10 protein-coding genes are annotated in these 15071 nt (G+C 59.7%); 7 read left to right on the plus strand and 3 right to left on the minus strand.

Annotated elements, in window-relative coordinates:
• From VIG90_RS03990 to VIG90_RS04000, 3 genes are all read left to right on the plus strand, one after another.
• Positions 1-1228: type IV secretion system DNA-binding domain-containing protein (locus VIG90_RS03990; RefSeq protein ID WP_331592152.1), on the plus strand; the 1228-nt coding region annotated here is incomplete at its 5' end.
• Between the two features lie 11 nt (positions 1229-1239).
• Positions 1240-4272 (plus strand): MobF family relaxase, encoded by a 3033-nt coding sequence (mobF, locus tag VIG90_RS03995; RefSeq protein WP_331592153.1) that lies wholly within the window; start codon positions 1240-1242, stop codon positions 4270-4272.
• A 293-nt stretch (positions 4273-4565) separates the two neighbouring features.
• Positions 4566-5381 (plus strand): hypothetical protein, encoded by an 816-nt coding sequence (locus tag VIG90_RS04000; protein ID WP_331592154.1) that lies wholly within the window; start codon positions 4566-4568, stop codon positions 5379-5381.
• Positions 5382-5638: 257 nt separating this feature from the next.
• On the opposite strand, the gene VIG90_RS04005 is transcribed toward VIG90_RS04000, so the two are convergent.
• Complete coding sequence (locus tag VIG90_RS04005; protein WP_331592155.1) at positions 5639-7783, minus strand: KAP family P-loop NTPase fold protein; 2145 nt, start codon at positions 7781-7783, stop codon at positions 5639-5641.
• Between the two features lie 1184 nt (positions 7784-8967).
• Between VIG90_RS04005 and VIG90_RS04010 the strand changes: the two genes are divergently transcribed.
• Together VIG90_RS04010 and VIG90_RS04015 are read left to right on the plus strand one after the other, a co-directional pair.
• Positions 8968-9906, plus strand: coding sequence for a hypothetical protein (locus tag VIG90_RS04010; protein WP_331592156.1), 939 nt, complete (start codon positions 8968-8970; stop codon positions 9904-9906).
• Entirely contained in the window at positions 9903-10781 is an 879-nt protein-coding gene (locus VIG90_RS04015; protein WP_331592157.1) for a hypothetical protein, read from the plus strand. The genes VIG90_RS04010 and VIG90_RS04015 overlap by 4 nt, the downstream gene beginning before the upstream one ends.
• A gap of 416 nt (positions 10782-11197) precedes the next feature.
• On the opposite strand, the gene VIG90_RS04020 is transcribed toward VIG90_RS04015, so the two are convergent.
• Positions 11198-12052, minus strand: coding sequence for an SDR family NAD(P)-dependent oxidoreductase (locus VIG90_RS04020; RefSeq protein WP_331592158.1), 855 nt, complete (start codon positions 12050-12052; stop codon positions 11198-11200).
• A gap of 345 nt (positions 12053-12397) precedes the next feature.
• Complete coding sequence (locus VIG90_RS04025; RefSeq protein WP_331592159.1) at positions 12398-13141, minus strand: TetR/AcrR family transcriptional regulator; 744 nt, start codon at positions 13139-13141, stop codon at positions 12398-12400.
• Positions 13142-13644: 503 nt separating this feature from the next.
• Between VIG90_RS04025 and VIG90_RS04030 the strand changes: the two genes are divergently transcribed.
• A complete protein-coding gene (locus VIG90_RS04030; RefSeq protein ID WP_331592160.1) occupies positions 13645-14148 on the plus strand; it encodes a hypothetical protein in 504 nt (167 codons plus the stop codon).
• A 118-nt stretch (positions 14149-14266) separates the two neighbouring features.
• Positions 14267-14848, plus strand: coding sequence for a hypothetical protein (locus VIG90_RS04035; protein ID WP_331592161.1), 582 nt, complete (start codon positions 14267-14269; stop codon positions 14846-14848).
• The last annotated feature ends 223 nt before the right edge of the window (positions 14849-15071 follow it).

Here is a 15071-nt window from a genome sequence, read left to right on the forward strand (position 1 = left end):
GATCCTGGCGGCCCGCCTGCTGTTCGTTGAGGCCTGCCTCAGGCTGCAGCTGCTGGGGCGCACCAGCAACGAGGATCTGGCCCGCGAGCTGATGACGACCTCCCTCGCCCAGGTTCATAAGCTGCTCCGGAACACCATGGCGGATCCGCTGACCGCGCCGGAGGCGGCCCGCATGGCTGAAAGCATTCGGGCTGTCTTCAACGTCAACGCCCAGGCCCTGCTCTCCTTGCCCCAGTCTGGCGATGCCTTTTCAATCCGCCGCTGGATCGAGGACGAGCGCCATGCCGGCTCGATCCTCTTCATCTCCGCCCGCTATGCGGACCTGGCGATGGTCAAGAGCCTGCTCACGCTCTGGACCGACACAGCCATTCATACGCTGACCAGCCTGCCAATCAATCGCGCCTTGCGCCTCTGGTTTCTGTTCGATGAGCTGGGCGCGCTGCACCGCCTGCCGGCCATCGAAAAGGGCCTGCAGACCAGCCGCAACTTCGGCGGCGCATTCCTCCTTGGCATCCACGCGATCGCCAAGCTCAAGGAAACCTATGGCGAGCGGATGGCGACCACCCTGGCATCGCTGGCCCGCACCAAACTGATCCTGGCGACCAGCGATTACGAGACCGCCAAATGGTGCTCCGAGTTCCTTGGGCATCGCCAGTTCCGCAAGATGGAAGAGGGCTACAGCTACGGCGCCAGCTCGGTGCGTGATGCGGTCACGCTGACGCCGCAGACCAAGGTCGAGCCCCTGGTGATGCCCGACGACATCATGAATCTGCCCAACCTTTACGGGTACATCAAGTTCCCCGGCGGGTTCCCGGCAGCACCGGTCAAGCTGCGCTATCGCACCTACGCAACCCGCGCAGACGCCTTTGTCCGACGCCCTCCTGCCGCCACGATCAAACCTCTCCAGCAGGAGTTCAGTCTGACCCTGCCACCGCCAGAGGATGAAGCGGAGGGCGGAGGGCGCGCACCCTCGCCGCCGGCAGCTGAAGCTGCGCAGAGCGGCAACCAAGGTGCATCCGGCAACGCCCAACGCAGACGCAAGGCCGGACAGACCATGGAGAGCGAGGCAACAAAGCGTGCTCGTGCGGAAGCCGACTTTGGTCAGACGCCGCTCGGACAGATTCAGGCATCCGCCCCCAAGGCGGACCTGGCGAAGGAGGAAGCCAGAACGCCCCTGCCCGACCCCAAAGATCCAACCATGGATCTGGATGACTGGGCATCCTTCTGAGGAGTGCGACCATGATCACCCCCAGCCGGATCACGTCCGCCAGCGGCGCGGCCGACTACTACACCAAGGATAACTTCTACACGTCCGGCGAGGAGGCCGAGCCCCACACGTCCTGGTTCGGCAAGGGCGCGGAGGAACTCGGTCTGTCCGGTCCGGTTACCAAAGAAACTCTTCAAGCAGTGCTCGAGGGGCGGCTGCCTGACGGTACCAGCCTTGCTGAAAAGGGGCAGCATCGCCCGGGTTTCGAGCTTGCTTTCTCGCCGCCCAAGAGCGTGTCGTTGCTTGCGCTCGTGGGCGGCGACAAGCGGCTCATAGAATTGCACCGGGAGGCCGTCCGCCACACGCTGACCTGGGCCGAGAAGCACCTCGCGCAGACGCGGATCGAGGTGGCGGGCGCCACAATCAAGGTGAAAACCGGCAATCTCCTGATGGCGCTGGTGGAGCATGACACCAACCGAAATCACGAGCCGGATCTCCACACGCATGTGCCCATTGCAAACGCCACCCGCGGGCCCGACGACAAGTGGCGCACCGTGCACAATGATCCGCTCTGGCAGCGCATGACGCTGCTCTCGAGCCTGTACAACGCCTATATGCGATCCAGACTGCCCGGCCTCGGATATGAAACTGCGCCCCACGGCAAGCATGGCAGTTTCGAGATTGTCGGCATCCCCCGCGCGGTCATCGAGGCCTTCAGCACCCGCTCCAGGGAGATCAACGAAGCCTACGAAAGTCTGGCGCACCAGACGCCTCAGACAAAGGATGCGATGGCGCTGAAGACACGCCGGCGCAAACCCGCCCTGGTCGATCGCGACGCCGTTGCGGCGCGCTGGCAGGAGCAGGCGGCCCAGCTTGGCGTCGACTTCGGCGCGCTGGTTCGCGCCGCAGAAAAGGCGTCCTCTCCCCGGCAAAGCCTCTGGGACAGAATGACGGCCGGAAGGGCCGGCCTTGCCGACCGCATCGGCGCCGTTCTCGGGTTCATCCTTGAACAAATCGAGGGTAAGTCCGGAGGGCGGCATCAGACGGGCAATCCTGCACCTGAGAAAAGCCCAGACCCCTTTGTCCCCGAGACGCCGGGAGACCTCAAACCCGGCGAACTGGCCGCAGCCCACGCCGTCGCCTCGGCCATCCGCCATCTCTCCCAGCGGGAAGCTGCCTGGGACGAGCATGATCTCTACAAATCCGCCCTTGATCTGCATCTGCCCATTTCGGGTGAGGACGTCGAAAAGCGGATCAGCCAGTTGCAGGCCGCCGGCCTCCTCCTGCGCGGCCGGCGCCAGCATGCCCAGATGCTGACGACACCGGACGCCCTCGATACGGAGAACCGGATCCTTGAGAAGCTCCGTGAGGCAAAGGGGCAGTCTCAGGCTGTCCTGCCGGCACGAGAAGCCGGCGCGCGTCTCCAGGCCGCTGCCCAAGCGAGCCTTGGCAACCGCCTGAACCCGGGACAGGAGGCCGCTGGCCGGATGATCGTGTCCTCATCCGATCGGTATGTCGGGGTGCAGGGCGTTGCAGGCTCCGGCAAGACCGCCATGCTCAAGGCTGCTGCAGTCGTTCTGAAGGCCGAGGGCCATGCCGTCCTTGGGCTGGGTCACCAGAACCGGCTTGTGCGCATGCTCGAGCGGGAAACAGGCATCGATTCCCGGACCATTCGCAGCTTCATCGCTGAGCATCGCGGTATTCTTGAGGGCACGCTCGATCCGGCCGAACTCGCCGCAAAGCAAGCAGCCTTCAAGGGGGCATTCCTCCTGGTCGATGAGGCCTCGATGGTCTCCAACAGCGACAAGCTCACGCTGATGCGGATCGCAGACGCCCTCGGCGTGCAGCGGATGGCTTTTGTCGGCGACAAGAAGCAGATCGGGGCCATCGACGCCGGCAAGCCGTTCGAGTTCCAGCAGGCCGCCGGCCTGCCGACAGCCCAGATGAACCAGAATCTGCGCCAGCGCTCCCAGAGGATGAAGACGGCCGCAAAGGCCGCTTACGAAGGACGGATCTCCGAGACCGTCCGCATGCTCCAGCCCTACATGCGAGAAGACGGCAATCCGGCCGGCGCTGCAGCGCAGGCATGGCTGGCACTGCCACCTGAGGAACGTGCGCAAACTGCTCTTTATGCCTCCGGCCGCGAGGCCCGCGCCATGATCAACACAGTCGTGCAGCAAGGCCTGCGGGACGAGGGCGTCCTCAAAGGCCCCGGCTTGAACCTGACCGTTCTCGAGCGCCTGCCCCTAAGCCTTGAGCAGGAGCGCATCCTCCAGACCTACAAACCCGGCCAACGTATCGAGTTTGCGAGGCGGTCGCCCACCGCGGGCATCAAAGCGGGCACCTGGGGCACGATTACAGAGGTTGACCAGGCGAAGGCGCGGGTGACCGTCCGGACCGACAGCGGCGAGGCCCGACGGTTCTCCCCCCAGGCTCTGGCCCCCAATCGCACCCGCGAGACGCTGCGTCTCTACGAAGCCAAAAGCCTTACAGTCTATCGTGGCGACCAGATCCGCTGGACGACGAACGACAAGGAACGCGGCCTGCTCAATGCTGACCTCGCCAAAATCGCAAGGATCAACAACGATGGGGTGCTGGTCGAGACCGCGGCCAGGCAGCAGGTGCTCCTGCCGCTCAACGACCCTATGCTAAGGCGTCTCGACCTCGCCTATGCGCTCAACGCCCACATGGCCCAGGGCTTGACCTCGGAGAAGGGCATTGCAGTGATGGACAGCCGGGAGCGCTACCTGTCCAATCAGCGGCTGTTCCTGGTGACCATCACTCGGACCCGGGACGATCCCCTCCTGTTCGTAGACTCCATCCAAAAGCTCAGCCGTCGGCTCATGGACAACACCGGCGACAAGACATCGTCCCTCGAGGTGCTCGGCAAACTCGCGCCAGCCGCTGCGGCCAACTCGCAACCCTCCGTCCAGCCGCCGCCTGCCCCCCTCGCGCCGCCTGGTCAAAGCCCGGCAGGCCGCACGGTACCGCCGGTCAGACAAGCGCCGACCCCTGCTCCCGGCCTTGGAGGCGGACCGAAACGCACCCCGGGCATCGACATCTGAGAGAAACGCGACGTCTTCCCTTCCGGCATTAAGAGTTGGCCCAGAATGGGCGGGTAAATTGCATAGGTCCTACTTCCGCTAGGTCGCCGCTCGTGGAGAAGAATGTGGATGCCTGGGCCAACACGTACTCGCCAAGCGCTCAACCTCAGTCCAGCAGGACCGGAACGCGCGTCACGCCTTGACCTTGGCGAGCTTGGCAGACGGGTCATAAATGGCGTTCCATAGGCACAAAATCCCCGGGAAATTCACTAAAACCCGCAGTGGCAGCGGAGTCTCTCAAGAAGGACGGTGAAATGTTTCAGCACGACAAGCTTAACGCTCTTTTCCTGCTTCTGAAAGAAATGACGCTGCAGGTAAGGGAGGGGAATCAGCCCGCGCGATCTAAGTGCCAGCAGAGGCTTGAGCATACTCTGCTAGCCGGATACATCATCACTGTGCTCACCTTCGCGGGACTAATCGCTTGGCATCGCCTCGTTGCGCCGCTGCAGAATATTCTGATGCATATTTATGGAGTTTTAGGCGTTCACGTCCTTTGCGGACTCGCCTATTTTACCGCATTGGGATACGGACTTTACTCCGTTTATACTGGTGGATCCGAGAAACGCTTTTCCACCATGCATGCTCTCCTTGAGAATGACCTGCACAGTGATTCCAATTTTCTTGCTCAACTTGGCGCATTCGACAAGGCGATTCTGGAATATGGTCTGATCCAATATCGGCACTGCTGGGACAGCTTCGACGGTCGCGTGTCACTGCTGGGCGGAGACCTGCGCAAGCTTGGGCTTTTCCCCGCCTTTGCAGCCGCTACGCTATCCGCCGCTTCTCTCCTGGAGCAGGACAGCAACGTATTCTTGTGGGTGCCGTTGATCTTGGCGATCTGCTTTTATCTCGTTGTCTGCGTTGCTGGCGTTCATCGTGAACGGCCGCAGCAGGTTATCGCGCTACTGGAGTTCGCCATCCGTCGTTCGGAAGACCAAGTAAGCATAAGCCCATCCATCCGCGCCTCGGCACGAAGCGAAGATTTGCCAAGCATGTCCACTTCGACAATTCAAAGCAGCCAACCAGCAACGGAAAACACCGCGCCTTCTCTGTTGCCCGTAGCGCAGTAGCAATGACGGTCAGACGGCCGGCCGCAGCAAAAGTGGCTGATCGCACGAGATCGGCAAGCAGCGGACGGCCGTTACCTGAGCATACCGACATCTGGCGTCGGCGCTGCTCTAAGCACAAAATGCTGCCAGCATAAGGCAGAGCATATCATCGGCTTAATTCGTCTATTTTTCTCCGTTAATCTGAAATATATGAAAACTACTTTTAAATTTCGCAGCAGGTTAACGCCCCTCCCAGCCGTCAGGAGCCACATACCGGCTTAGTCTTTCGCGGCATCCTCCCGCTCCCACGCCTGACGAAACCGCCGCACCGCATCTGCGTCATGTTGGTCGAGCATGCCTGCCGTATCAAGCGCCACCACGCGCGCACGAAAACGGTCGCGATCAAGAATGTCGGCGAGCGAGTGAACATTTGCTTTATCGGAGCCCCGTGCGACCAAGTCGTCCCCGCTTTGGCTCCACTTGGTTGACATGAAGGCTCGGGCGAGGCGAGCAACCGCCCTATCATCGTCAAGCTGTCGGTCTGACCAGGCTTTGATCTCCGCGCCTCCATCGTCAGCCATGTCCAGCCAGGAGAAGAGCACTTCGTCGAGCCGGGGCGTACCGATCAGCGTCCCATCGGCCGCAGAATCCCTGATCTGTTCGAGCGCGGTCGCACGCAATGCTGTCGCGTCCTCAAGCGTGAGGATGCAATCATGCTCGCCCTTAGGCCGCCCATCTTGGCGTGGATGGAATGCGCGCCACGCGAAGTTCGAAAGCCACAGAAGCCAACTCAATCCAGCGCTTTTTACCGCTTCCATCAGGATTGCCGAGCGCTCGGGCAGTGTTGTCCGGTCCATTAGCATTGCGCGCATCAGCCAGGTAATTCGCCACCAGTTATCTCCCAGCGCGAAGCCCCGTGCTTCATCCTCGACCCGATCAAGTTCGTCCGCCATAGCAAATATCGCACCCAGAAATACCGCGCAATCGGCGAGCGGCACATCCTCGGCCGCATCAGTCAACGCCTCGAGATAGATCGGCGCACGCGTCGACAGATCACGCCGCGTAGTGCCGAGCGCGATCCGAAGCGTCGACTGCAGCGCGCTGACGTTAGGTGGGCTCTCCAATAGACGCTTAAGCTCGGCACGGGGGATAGTCGCCTCCGACGGGCTCAATCCGAAATAGGTGCGAAAATACTTGCGAGAGCAGATGCGCCGATCGCGTGCCCAGTTGCGATCCAGACTGTACCACATATTATCCCAGCCACTTGCGAGACGTGGAAACAACCTGACCAGCCCACGGCGATATCGCATAGTGTCAACAACTCCGCCAAGGAACAACGCATCCAGTTCCTCTGCTGAGGCGCGACTGTCCCCGGTCGGTGCCGTGCCGGTCGCCTGCTCAGCACCGTGACGCCGGATTGCCGCGTAGATTGAGGGTTGGAACAGACGGTACGCCTCGAGGGCGATGAAATCACCTGCATCGACGTCGCCCGTGACTGCAGGCCAAGTCACCGACAGCGCGTTCCGATATCGCACAACGTCGCGAGGAGTATTGATCTCGGGCGCGACAACCTCATGAAACATGTTGTAGAAGTGAACTATGTGCTGCTCGTCGGGCTTCCCGATGATTCCAAGGACGCTGCTGAAGAGATGGGCGACAAGGTCGTCGCGGTCGGGCGTCGGCAACTCGAACGCTGCTTGGACGATCTTTTCCAGATAATGGGGCCCCTCGGATGGAAAGCGCTCGGCAACTGCCCGCTCTGCAAGTTGCCGGTCGAACGCGAGAACATAGAGGACATTGGGTAAGCGGCCGACAGACTTGACGAGCCGGAACATTGCGAGCGCCTCATCCGGTGCGAGGCGGTCGATGTCATCGATAAGAACGACAAAGCGCTTCTGCTGTGCCGCGAGCGCTTTGGAAAGCTCACTGTGGAGCAACTCAACGCTCTCTCCGTCGCTCTCGATCAGGCCACTTAGCCAGTCCATCGTTCCGGATACGAGCGCGCCGGCGCCCGATGCGCCAGCGAGATCGGCGATGGGTGCAGCGACACTTCCAGCTTTGAGCAGCTTCGCCCCGAGCTTAGGCAGCATCTTCTTCGCCTTCTCGCCAAGACTTGGACCAGTCGCCGCATAGAGCTCACGAAAGAAGGCGAGCACCAGCGCCTCCTCCCCGCGGAACCACCACGGATTGAACTGTACGATTACCAGTTCGTTCGCCGCGACCGCATCGGTCAAATGATGCTGAAGCAGATTGATCGCGCTCGATTTGCCCGAACCCCATGGTCCGTTGATTGCGACGACAACGCCCTGCGGCGTCCGCATGCGCCGTAGGCTACGCGCCAGTGATAAAACGAACGGGTCGATACCGAACACATCTTCATCCGGCGTGGCGATTGGAAGATCGCCATAATCAAGCTCGACCATTCTCGGCAGTCCCCTTATGCGCTGAAGATTAGGATGCCCGCCTCGGAGCACAAGCATCGCTAGGATACCCGCACGGAGGAAGCAGGATCGCCGGGTTAAAAGGCTCCGCAGTAAGAGCCCTTAGCCAGATTATCGCACGCTATACAGCATGCGCACTACACAACAGCTCTTCCCAAGGGTCGCCTGGAGGCAGACAGTCCAGCCTTGGCCGCCATCACCTGCCCCGCTGCGGTTTGAACGACGCTCTCGACCTACACGAGGTGCATCGCGTGCGTTTCGGGACTTGACGATCCGTGATAGAAGCCGGCGCTCGCCGGCAGCCAATGGAAGTGTCTGCTAAGTAGGGCTGTGATCCCTATACGGGTCAGTCCACTAGCGGCCAGCTTCGGCTCACGAATTACGGCACCAGTTTAGGAATTAACGAACACTATGAAACACTGATAATCACCCTCTTCAGTGTCACACATGTCACTTTATCAAAAATCGCTGGGTAAAGTGACATTGCTGCTTATCAGTGCGTTGATGTCAGTGTTCCTTAATAGGCGAACTGCGGCGCCCTAACCGCGTACTGGTTCCTAAACCGCGTACTGGCGCAGGACGTTGACGCTCCCCTTTCGGCACAGCTCTATACAACCAACGCTGCATGGGTGAGCGCACCACCTGAGCTGGAGTCTGCCGTCGTGGTTTGGATAGCTATCAGAGACATTTAAGGCTGTCAGCAAGAGATCAGTCTGTGCCCGTCGCGTTGGTCGCCTGTTCTTCAGGAAGAGTGTAGGTACGATAGTTGGCGGTCGTGCAGCGGATCAGTGGTCGCCTTCCGGTGCGTAGTCACCGCCATTCCCTTGCCATTCGGGATCGAGAGCGGCCTCGTGCCTGTCTCCTAATACTCGCAATCCATTAGCGCCATCGGCCGCGTCGAGCACGGTGCCCCCCCGCCAATGCTGTCACACCAGCGCTCCTGAATGCCGTGACGCCGTACCCGGGCCTGGCAATTGGGAAGCACCGGACCCAGGCAATCCGCGTTCGGTCGATACGATGATCGGCCGGCGCCCCCGCCGACATCGCCCAGCGGCCCTTAACCTCCTGACGGCCTGCGACGCGACAACGGCATATCACGCGTATTTGACAAACAACGTGACAAGCTATAGTCACGTGTTTCATACGCTTTACGTAAGGTTTTCTATATGGAATTTCGCTCCCCGACCGTCGCGCTTCAGCAGAATGCTAAGGCAATGACCTACCTAACCAAAAGTCTGACCAATCCCGATGCCGGCCGCGCGTTAGTCGAGCAGCTCATCGAGGAACTCGGCAATGCGGTTGACTATTATCCTGACTGGCACCCGATTCTCACAGCGCCGCCCCGCAAAGGCGCTGAGCATATCGGCAGCCTGTCGCAACTCGAAACCTACCGGGGGCTTGATCACACGGCCGAGTTCGTACGCGGGTTCGTCACCTGCCCCTATTCGGATGATAGGGCTGACAAGCTGGTAGCGGCGGTAAATGAGGTGCCCGGCCTTCACGCGTATCGCCTCGACCAGCCGCTGTACGCCGATAGCGCGCATCCAGTCGTCGTCGTCGCTAACGCCGTAGAACTTGAGGCCGATGGCACGATCCGCAGCCGCGATGCCCTGGCCTGGTTCGCGCAGCAGGCGGCTGCAGAAGCGAGCAGCGCGCAGGTGGCCGAGACGTGGTGGAATATTCGCTCGAACCTGCTCGGCGGCCCACATGGCTCGCGCTCGTCGCTGTTTGTGAACCAGCATACAGGCAACCACATGCGCAAGATCCTTGAGGCGATGAACGCCAGCGGCATGTTCGGGCCGATCAAGGAGTCCTCGCTCGATATGCTGGCGCAGAAAAAGCGGGACGCGATCAGCGAGACGCTGATCCGCACCGCCGTGGCCGAATGGGAAAAGGAAAAGCGTGAATCCTTCACGTTCGAGATGCGCGGGGAGACATGTCAGGCGTCGGTGCGCGATACCTGGGGTGACAATCACGAGCTGTCAGTGCGCGTGCAGATTCGCGAATTCGATCTCTACATTACCGGCTTCTACTATCCCGAGGATCGCAAGATCACGCATTCCGATCCCCGGGGGAAGCGCAAGCTGGCGGAGAAGTTCTTGTGACGAAAACCATCGACAAGGAGTTCGTGCGCCAGCGCGACGACGAACTGATCGCGCAGGGCTTGAAGCTGCACCAGCAGCCGTTTCACGTCGCGATGGCCTGGATGAGGGCCGAGGGCATCTTCGGCGACGTCTTCGACAAGGAAATGTGGGATCCGCTCATGGTGATCTACCGTGAGCTCTACCCCGCGGGTGACTTCTCGATGCCGGCGATGCTCAAGGGCGGCGTGGCGCTGCGTGACCAGATGTACCCGGTTTGCGTCACCGTCGCTTACGGCACCGTCCCCGTGAACCTGATCGACTGCATCGAGATACCGCGCGAGGAGCTGGAGCTTATCTTCAAGCACTATCCGGAACAGGGTTGGCGCGCCTTTTACGGCGTCGCCGACCTGTGGGATTTCGCCTATGGCGTCAGTGATCTGTTACATGGGACCGGGAATGGGCCGCAGCTTTTCGCCAACGCGCGCTCATCCCTCGCGGCGACCGCTCGTATCCTCGCCGGTGAAATCGATATTGACGCGGCCGCACAGACAATCTGCCTGACCGCCGAGCTGGCGCTCAAAGGGGCGCTTGCCGTGCGCGGCTGGCCTGAGCCGCAATACCGCAAACTATCGCACCACCTTGATAAGCTCGCCGAGGCGTTGATCGGCGAGGTCTCGACTGCGCGCGACGATCGCCTTCGCGGCGCAGTCACGCATTTCCCTGACTATGTCGGTACCCGCTATGCGTCGCACGGCATGACCCGGACCGAACTAATGGTGCTTGCGATGCGCGCCCAGTTCGTAGCGGCCGAGGCATTGCGCCGTGTATCTGATCGAGATCTCGCGTCGAAGCTGGAAGCTGATCCGAACACCTGGCCGCGACCAGCGCTTTGGTAGGGGGGAGGTTGTGCGCAGCGTACAGATCGCAGCAGACAATCTACAGCCTATCTGAACGGACGTCCGCTTCTTTGGGAAACCCCGAGCCGCGGAGAAGTCCGATCTGGGCGCAATGCAGCCTTTTCTCGAGTCAGAAAGGGGGTACGGCGCGTCTTTCACATCCCATTTGGCAGCCCGCTCAGTACGCGGTTAAGGAACATTTCAGCGCCAGTTCACAGTGTATGAACCGCGAGTGCTGCCTATGGCATTAATATTGTTTTAGTTTTATTCATGGGCCAGCACGCCTGTTAAGGAACACTGACACTGTCAGTGTGTGTCGCTGTTCCTTAACAGGCGAACTGCGGTGCCTTAACCCCGTACCGGTTCCTAAACCGCGTACTGACGCAGGACACGGGCATTCGCCGCTGTACTACCCTTCAATCAATGATGAGATCGTCGTATTTGAACGGGCCACCAACCACGGGGCGAAGCGACGCCGGGCTGCTGCCGTCAATGTCGAGCACGCCATATTGCTTGGCGAGCTCTGCACCGATCACGGTGTGGCCCGACAGGTCCATCATGTTCGGATCGCTGTGAATTGCCGCGATAATGCGCCCTGTAAAATCGGGCGATTCCATGTGTGGCAACAGAAAGTCAAACTGCCCCGGCTTTTCGGCCATAGAGGCCGCCGATCGCGCCGTCTTCAGCAGACCCATCCAGATAGAGACAGACGCCGCGCCGAAAGGGCGCAGATCCACAGCCATGTCGGCAGACATCTTGTCGGTGCCAGCCTTCTGCGCGCCATAAGCGGGGCCGTGGGCGTAGTTGACCGCGCCCGGCGCGGAGGTGAAAACGATCAGCCCACCGGGCTTGGTCACGAGCAGGGGCGCTGCCGCATGGGCCGCAACATAGCTCGACCTAAGGCCTACCGTGATGATGTCGGCCATCCGGTCCGGCCTGGTCCAGAAAGGGCCGCGCTGGATCAGGTCGTTGCTGATCGCCGCGGCATTGTTGACCAGAATGTCCAGCTGCCCTTCGTTGCTCTCCACAGTCGCAAACAGGTTGCGCACCGCCTCGTCGTCGGCATGGTCACAGGCGTAGGCGATGCCACGTCCTCCGGCTGCGGTCACCTGCGCTGCCGTTTCATGAATTGTTCCGCCCAGCGGAGACGCATCCGCCGTCTGGCTGCGTCCGGTGACGTAAACGGTATAGCCGGCGGCGCCTAGCGCCCGCGCAATGCCTTGGCCCGCACCCCGGCTCGCCCCGGTTACAACCGCAACACCCTTTTTCATTAAACTCTCCCCTGGCGGCAGTCACCAGATCACAATATCAGATCCGCGTGCACGGGTGTCAGGAAGACACGAACACTTCGACGGTGCAAGAAATCCTGTCGATCCGCTGACTGCCATCGTATGGCCGGGATTGAGCGCGGCAAATTCCCTATGCTGAAGTCGGCCGCCGACTAGGTCTGAAGCGGCAGCACGCCTCGAAGCATGCTGCCGCCTCTCCATCAAGCACCCAAAAGTACGCAGTGAGCCCCGCTGACCGGTTACTCGCCCATATTGTGCTCTGGAACACCAGCTTTCTGAACACCGAAGGTTCCTCCAGCGGGCCACACACGCGCAGCCCAACACGGTTTAGTCGCTAGCCAGCGCGGTCACAGAATTTGAAAAAGTTAGCAACAGGGCCGGAATTTCGGTGTCCGGCGAGGAAGGGCAATCCGCCATAATGACGCTGGCCGCCATAGTGACGGCATATGAATATCGCTGAACCAGATCTGTCTGGACATCCTCGCAGTTCAACGCCGCCATGCAAACGTGATCCAGATTGCTCGCAATCGTCAGAAGCAAAAGACAGGCTATGCCGACACGCTGCCGTAGCACACCGGAGGGAATTGCCGGGTACATCAACTCGATGGCCTCGGAAACTTTCCACAGGCGCGGCGCTAGAAGCGCTGCTGCGGCCATCTGCGGACCTTTTGCATCCTCCATACAGAGGCGTGCAATGAACCGCACAACATCAGCCTGCCATGCCTCGCTCTGTTTGAGTCTTTCAAGATTAAGAAGAAATTGGCAGAGCAACCCTTGTATATTCCCAGAGTCAACGTCCGGCAGGTCAGATGGCCACGCACGGTCAATCGTTGCGACAGTCTCTCTAAGAAGCCCCTCCTTCCCTTTGAAGTGGTAATGAATTGCGCTAATGTTACGAGATTCGGATAACGCTACGACCTCACGAAGTGGCATGTTAGAAAAACCAAGTCTTGCGCCAAGCTCAACGGCAGCAAGAACTATTTTTCTGCGCGTTATGTCGCCCCTCTCTTGTCGCGCCTTCATACACAGAGCTCCGCTATTGCTTGGGATAACGCTCGTCGACACAGCCATGGAAACGTCCTTTCTGCCTGCTGGTTATCGCGCGACAGCACAGGCCAAGCCTGCCCGTTCGCAAGAGTCCACAAGTCAATAAGAATGGATGCTTCTGAAATGCCAAAGCCACCACAGGCGGCTGCCATCAGAGGTCATTGTCGGACGGAACCTAAAGTGCCGTGGTCGAAATCGCTCTGCGATTAATGCTCATCGATTAGGACGTTAGTTCAGAAGTATTGATCACATCTTTGCATCTCATGTGATCAAATTTCAAGTCTGAAAATAACAGGTCGTGAGATGCCCTCTATCGCCTCTGCTCTATTTGCCACGTTCTGTCAGCGCGGCATGCGGACGGGAAGCAGCACTTCCCAATGACCCGCCGATTTCCCGCCTAGCTAACTACGAAGCACCATAAGATCAGCAGGCAAACAATCGACAAGCCACGCGATCAATATTATTATCCAGAATAGAAATTTGCTTACTATCAGGTCTTCTGACGTCGATAAATATGAGATTGGCTTATGACTGGAGCGCTACTTTCTGTTGGAAAGATCCTTGAAAAGTTGACGACCGTCTCCAAGAGGCCGCGGCAGACCTTCGTTATTCTCAACTTGATTTCAGAGGTAGCCGGTCCTGATGGCCGTGCCGGGCCCTGGATCGAGATCGACGGCAAGCCGATGGCGATCAGGGACTGGCTCGGCATCCAACTTCTGCCGCTCATGGCCAAAAACCGCGCCCGTCAGGAACTACGGCAACGCCTGCGGACGACGATGAAGGATGAGCTACCGCCTGATCCGGAAGCTGCGGAGAAACTGATCGAGCAGGTTGTGCGGGAGCGGGCTCTGCAAACCAATAAGACGATCATCTCTCGTGCCGTCACCGATCTTGAAGCTGCCGGCATGATTAAACGACAGTATGAGGGCTACCTGCGCCCCCACGTCAACCGGGGCGCACAGCGCCATGCGGTCTATATCGTCAACGCAGAGACTAGAGCCGCGCTACAGCGCGGCACACACCTACTTTGACTGTAGTCAACTGTGCCGTCCTGGCGTACGCCCCTTAGCCTCTAAGAGTAAGCAGGGGAGAGGTTGGGTGGAAGGGAATGCGATTGGGCATTCCTCATCGTTGGTCGGAGCACCCGTTATGGGATGGACCTACTGCTACGAAAAACCGCAGAATGTAAAAGCATACATGGATAGCATTTACACTTGGGCCAGCAAGTCCGGGCAGCGACGCGTCCTTGCCTCCGCGATTGTCAGGATCACGGAATACTACTGTGCGGTTGAACACCTTCAGCCGGACGGCACACACATAATCTGGGCCGGGATCGCAAAGCTCGACTATCCCAAAGGCAATCGAGCAGGACTTCGTTTCGGTTATAAGACGATGGATGAAACGGTCCACCCGTTCTTCTACAACTGCCCTGAGCCGATCTTAAACCTACTGACGCCCACGGAATGCGACGGCGCCAATAAGTGGCGCAGACAATGCCGTCAAACCCTTTCGGCCCGCCGGGCTCGCCCCAAGCTGTCAAATGGGGTCATGCTCGAGATCGACAATCCTCCCTCCCTGTGCGGCGTTACCTTGCACCGTGCAACCGTTCGCGTCATCAACGGAAGACGGCTTTTCCATCATCCGGCTATCGGAGATTTCCGCTGGCCAAGCGTCAGAAAATATTCATATCGGCTCGCTTCGCCTGGTCCGGCATCCCAACGGTCGCACTAATGGCAAATCGTAACAACCACATTAGCATGAAGCGACACTTGGCCCTCTGTCTCTCTCATTGTGATAAAGTGCGTTTCAGTATATGGTTCCTGCTGCCTTTGCTGGCAGGAGCACACCGTGGAGCACGACTACGATCGGCACCATCGTATAGATTTCGGTGATCCAGTCTCGCGCCTATTAAACGGCATTGACGCGCCCTGGGATGACGGCGCACATCAGTCCA

The sequence above is a fragment of the Pedomonas sp. genome, from assembly GCF_036515995.1.
GTDB lineage: Bacteria > Pseudomonadota > Alphaproteobacteria > Sphingomonadales > Sphingomonadaceae > Pedomonas.

Excerpts from the sequence above, each read along its gene's own strand:
- mobF (WP_331592153.1), top strand. The coding sequence starts at position 1,240 with ATGATCACCCCCAGCCGGATCACGTCCGCCAGCGGCGCGGCCGACTAC.
- VIG90_RS04000 (WP_331592154.1), top strand. The coding sequence starts at position 4,566 with ATGTTTCAGCACGACAAGCTTAACGCTCTTTTCCTGCTTCTGAAAGAA.
- VIG90_RS04005 (WP_331592155.1), bottom strand. The coding sequence starts at position 7,783 with ATGGTCGAGCTTGATTATGGCGATCTTCCAATCGCCACGCCGGATGAA.
- VIG90_RS04010 (WP_331592156.1), top strand. The coding sequence starts at position 8,968 with ATGGAATTTCGCTCCCCGACCGTCGCGCTTCAGCAGAATGCTAAGGCA.
- VIG90_RS04020 (WP_331592158.1), bottom strand. The coding sequence starts at position 12,052 with ATGAAAAAGGGTGTTGCGGTTGTAACCGGGGCGAGCCGGGGTGCGGGC.
- VIG90_RS04025 (WP_331592159.1), bottom strand. The coding sequence starts at position 13,141 with ATGGCTGTGTCGACGAGCGTTATCCCAAGCAATAGCGGAGCTCTGTGT.
- VIG90_RS04030 (WP_331592160.1), top strand. The coding sequence starts at position 13,645 with ATGACTGGAGCGCTACTTTCTGTTGGAAAGATCCTTGAAAAGTTGACG.
- VIG90_RS04035 (WP_331592161.1), top strand. The coding sequence starts at position 14,267 with ATGGGATGGACCTACTGCTACGAAAAACCGCAGAATGTAAAAGCATAC.